The sequence below is a fragment of the Thermoactinomyces sp. CICC 10521 genome (assembly GCF_016055135.1).
In the GTDB taxonomy this organism is placed as follows: domain Bacteria; phylum Bacillota; class Bacilli; order Thermoactinomycetales; family Thermoactinomycetaceae; genus Thermoactinomyces_A; species Thermoactinomyces_A daqus.
On record NZ_JAECVZ010000069.1, the window covers coordinates 1 to 3253 of the forward strand.

Annotated in this window: 5 protein-coding genes and 2 pseudogenes; all 7 read right to left on the bottom strand. The window is 42.6% G+C overall.

The genetic code is table 11. The annotated features are described in order from the left end of the window. Positions 1-79: 79 nt before the first annotated feature. A complete protein-coding gene (locus tag I8U17_RS17875) occupies positions 80-571 on the bottom strand; it encodes a recombinase zinc ribbon domain-containing protein (RefSeq protein ID WP_198059974.1) in 492 nt (163 codons plus the stop codon). Positions 572-930: 359 nt separating this feature from the next. Beyond that, positions 931-1020: pseudogene (locus I8U17_RS18980) on the bottom strand (helix-turn-helix domain-containing protein); the annotation flags it as partial. 121 nt (positions 1021-1141) lie between these two features. Beyond that, positions 1142-1591, bottom strand: coding sequence for a macro domain-containing protein (locus I8U17_RS17885; RefSeq protein WP_198056498.1), 450 nt, complete (start codon positions 1589-1591; stop codon positions 1142-1144). Positions 1592-1633: 42 nt separating this feature from the next. Next, positions 1634-1945: a DUF6881 domain-containing protein gene (locus I8U17_RS17890; protein ID WP_198059975.1), complete on the bottom strand. Its 312-nt coding sequence runs from the start codon at positions 1943-1945 to the stop codon at positions 1634-1636. Beyond that, on the bottom strand, positions 1942-2316 hold the full coding sequence (locus I8U17_RS17895) for an HYD1 signature containing ADP-ribosyltransferase family protein (RefSeq protein WP_198059976.1): 375 nt from the start codon (positions 2314-2316) through the stop codon (positions 1942-1944). The genes I8U17_RS17890 and I8U17_RS17895 overlap by 4 nt, the downstream gene beginning before the upstream one ends. 8 nt (positions 2317-2324) lie before the next feature. Continuing rightward, on the bottom strand, positions 2325-3050 hold the full coding sequence (locus I8U17_RS17900) for a hypothetical protein (protein ID WP_198059977.1): 726 nt from the start codon (positions 3048-3050) through the stop codon (positions 2325-2327). After that, a pseudogene (locus I8U17_RS17905) lies at positions 3005-3253 on the bottom strand (IS5/IS1182 family transposase); the annotation flags it as partial. The gene I8U17_RS17900 and the pseudogene I8U17_RS17905, both read right to left, overlap by 46 nt.

The following is a 3253-nucleotide window of genomic DNA, read 5'->3' on the forward strand; positions in this document are numbered from 1 at the left end:
AAGAAATTTGGCGGTATTATTCGAAGGGGATTTATTCGACGGGGAGTGGGTCAATTCTTTTTCGGCGATCCTGGGTCAATTATAGACCGGCGGTAACAAACACCTGCAATAGATCCTCATTCTCCTCTTCTAGCACTTCAAACGCTTGCCGAATGTTTTCCACCTTTTTATGGGTGTATTCTTTTTGCCCCAGAATTAATATCTCTTCCTCCAGTTGGTGAATTTGTTCCTCTAGCTCGTTTCTTTTCTCCTCAAACTCTTGTTTCCTAATTAGTTGATCCAAATACAGGTCCACCAGGCTTTTCTTTTTCTCTTCCCACTGTTGCAATTGCTTTTGAATGGCTTTGAACTGGTTTTCCCTTTCCTGTTCCACTTCGCTCACAAAGTTGAAAGCAATGGATTTTCCTTTTTCTTTCAAGCATTGAATAACAAACTCCCTTACATCTTCGTACAAAATCGGCCAATGGTTCACACAGCCATGCGTTCCGGATCGACGGTAATTGGAACATTTCAAATAGCGGTATTTCCGCTTGGAGCCATCGGACGTACAACGACCATATTGGACCTGCATTCACTGCACTTGCAGATTCCCAGCAAATCATTCCATAGGGTAATGTTGACCTTCTCACCATTCCTTTCTTTTGGATTGGCTTTTTTTCAGATTGCCCGAGAGACAATCGGCATATGATGATTTTTAAATACCAGCCATTTTTCTCTGGGGTTGCGGATTTGTTTCTTACGCCCACCGATCTTTTATTGTCCTTTGCATACCAATCGAAGATCTGCCGTACGACCTAAGCTATCTCTTCATTGATCTTCAAAAATCCGTCCACCCGGTCAAACGTTGTACTGAAATCTTTAATCCAGTCGGCCTTTTTCCCCACATAAAAACCCCTGCCTTCTTGCAAATGCGGCAGGGTCACATGCAGACTATATCTTTAATTCGCCCAATCTTACCAACTCCACTACGGCTTGGGATCGTCCTTTCACATTTAACTTTTGCATGACGTTACTGATGCGTACCTTTTGCAAACTTTGGGACGAGTCCCCGGCACACCGAGGGTTTATTTTGGTGAGTCATACTGTGACCTGATAAAAAAGGCACAGGCTTTTTCCGCAACTTCATCACTCCAAAGCGGTGCTATGGAGCCATGAAAGAAGGCTCGTAAACATAAATATCGATGTCAAGACTACCGAGATATTGCTCAATTAACTTTTTCACTTCATCCCAATTTAGTCCACCTAAACCACACCCAAGAGCGGAAACAGCAACTGATTGGATATCTTTCGTTTCGATAATTCGTATAAGATCCTGTAGGCCTTGTTCAATGTACTCTAATTTAGACTTTTGACGCCAATGCCTTTTTGTGGGGAAGTTCAAAATCCATTTCTCTTGTTCAAAAACTGGGTAAACAATACCTGGCTTTAGTTTGCCAGCTTTACATGCTTGAACATATTGATTGAAATTAGAAGGGTATGATTTCTTGAACTGTAATGCCAATCCCTTTCCCATCACTCCAACACAATTAACGGGGTTTACAAGTGCCTCTGCATCTGACTCCAGTATGTTCCCTTTCACATAACGAATCATAATATCTCCCCTACTATCAAAAATAACATCAAAGACTCGGTTTTACACCGAGCCTTTTACAACCTTTTCATTCCAAATTTTTTCAAATTCAGCTTTCGTTATTTCTTTTGGGAAAAAGATCTCATAAGGATCTTGAGCAATCTCATCAAGGGGAGGTACCGGTACTTCTCCCAAACCAGTAGGGCCTACCTCAACATCATCGTAAGCATATCCAATGCTACCATCCTTAAATATCTCAATTTTCCTGACTTCATATCGCTCTTCGTCTAATTCGGAATATATTCTAACGGGTAAATCGTCATAGGTATGAATATGATCAACCATAATATATGTTCTTATTCCCTCTCTCATCATTTTGTAATATCCTCCGCCTCCTTTGACAATCTCTCAATGTATTTTTCCATAACTTTTCCGTAACTAACAATTCTATTCGATATATCTAGCGGAACTACATTCGGTATAACAAATACATTTTCTCGACCTTTTACTACTTTTAGACCTGTCACGTCGATTTCTATATAATGATCAAACTTTCTTCCTTGCCATGGTATCCTGATAAAAGCAGCAGATAATTGTCCAGGTCTTTTAGTACCAGGCTTAATATCAGATAAATATTGACCATCTCCGTATCTGGCGTCTTTAGGATTATTTGCTTTTAAGGATGGGTTCAACTTTTTAGATGATAATATTCCTTTGAGCCCTTCCTCATTAGTATAATGGTACAATGTTTTTATTATCCTTGATTTCCGGCTTGATTAGCCGCAGTTGTTTTACTTTCTTCTTTAACTATACTACCATTAATCTTACTACCCGCATTCCCTGTCCCACTACCACCGCCTGCATCCGGAGAATATAAGCAACTAACATCAGGGAACCGTACAGAAGCAAAATAACCCTGTGTCGGCTGCTGGTAAGAAACGCACTTTTCTAGCCGATTCGCTTTCGCCAGAATAGGTTCAGTATACTCTTTAAACGCGGTGGTCACTTTATTCACAACCGGCTCTATTTTCGGAACGATAAATACCCCTACCCCTAATAAGGCTGTACCGACTGCACCGGAAATCAGGGCTCGTTTCCAGTTGATCTTCCTTCCGTGCAAGATATCATCCACTATGCTGACGCCCGCATTTTCCACCCCGCTGATAAACCCTGCTTTACTGAACATTCGTTGGATCGGGCCCGGCATTTTGCTGATCAGCTTGCCTCCGTATTTTAAGCCGGAGCCGAAAACTCGTGATTCCACCAACCACGTCACCAACCTCCGGCCAACCCCGCTCTCCAATGCTCGAGAAACCCCTACAGCGATGCCATCTCCAATCGGGCCGAGCAATCCACCAATTGCCGCATCCATGAAGGTGTTTTTATCAATTCTCCCACCGTTCATCATGACACTAGGGCGTGTCTGGTGAATCACTAATTGAGCCAAATCATCAGGGAAATCAAGGTAATGGCAGCACAAAAATAAACCGCCCGTTTTTCATAGCGCGTGGCAAAGCCACGCCATTGCTTCAGACGGTTAATACAACGTTCAATCATGTTTCGACGTGCATATCGTTCTTTACTGAAGGAGAGAGGACGACCTGGCTTTTTGGACCGGCGCTCAGCCTGATTTTTACGCTCTGGAATCGTGTGGGGAATGCCACGTTTGAGGAGAAGACGCCG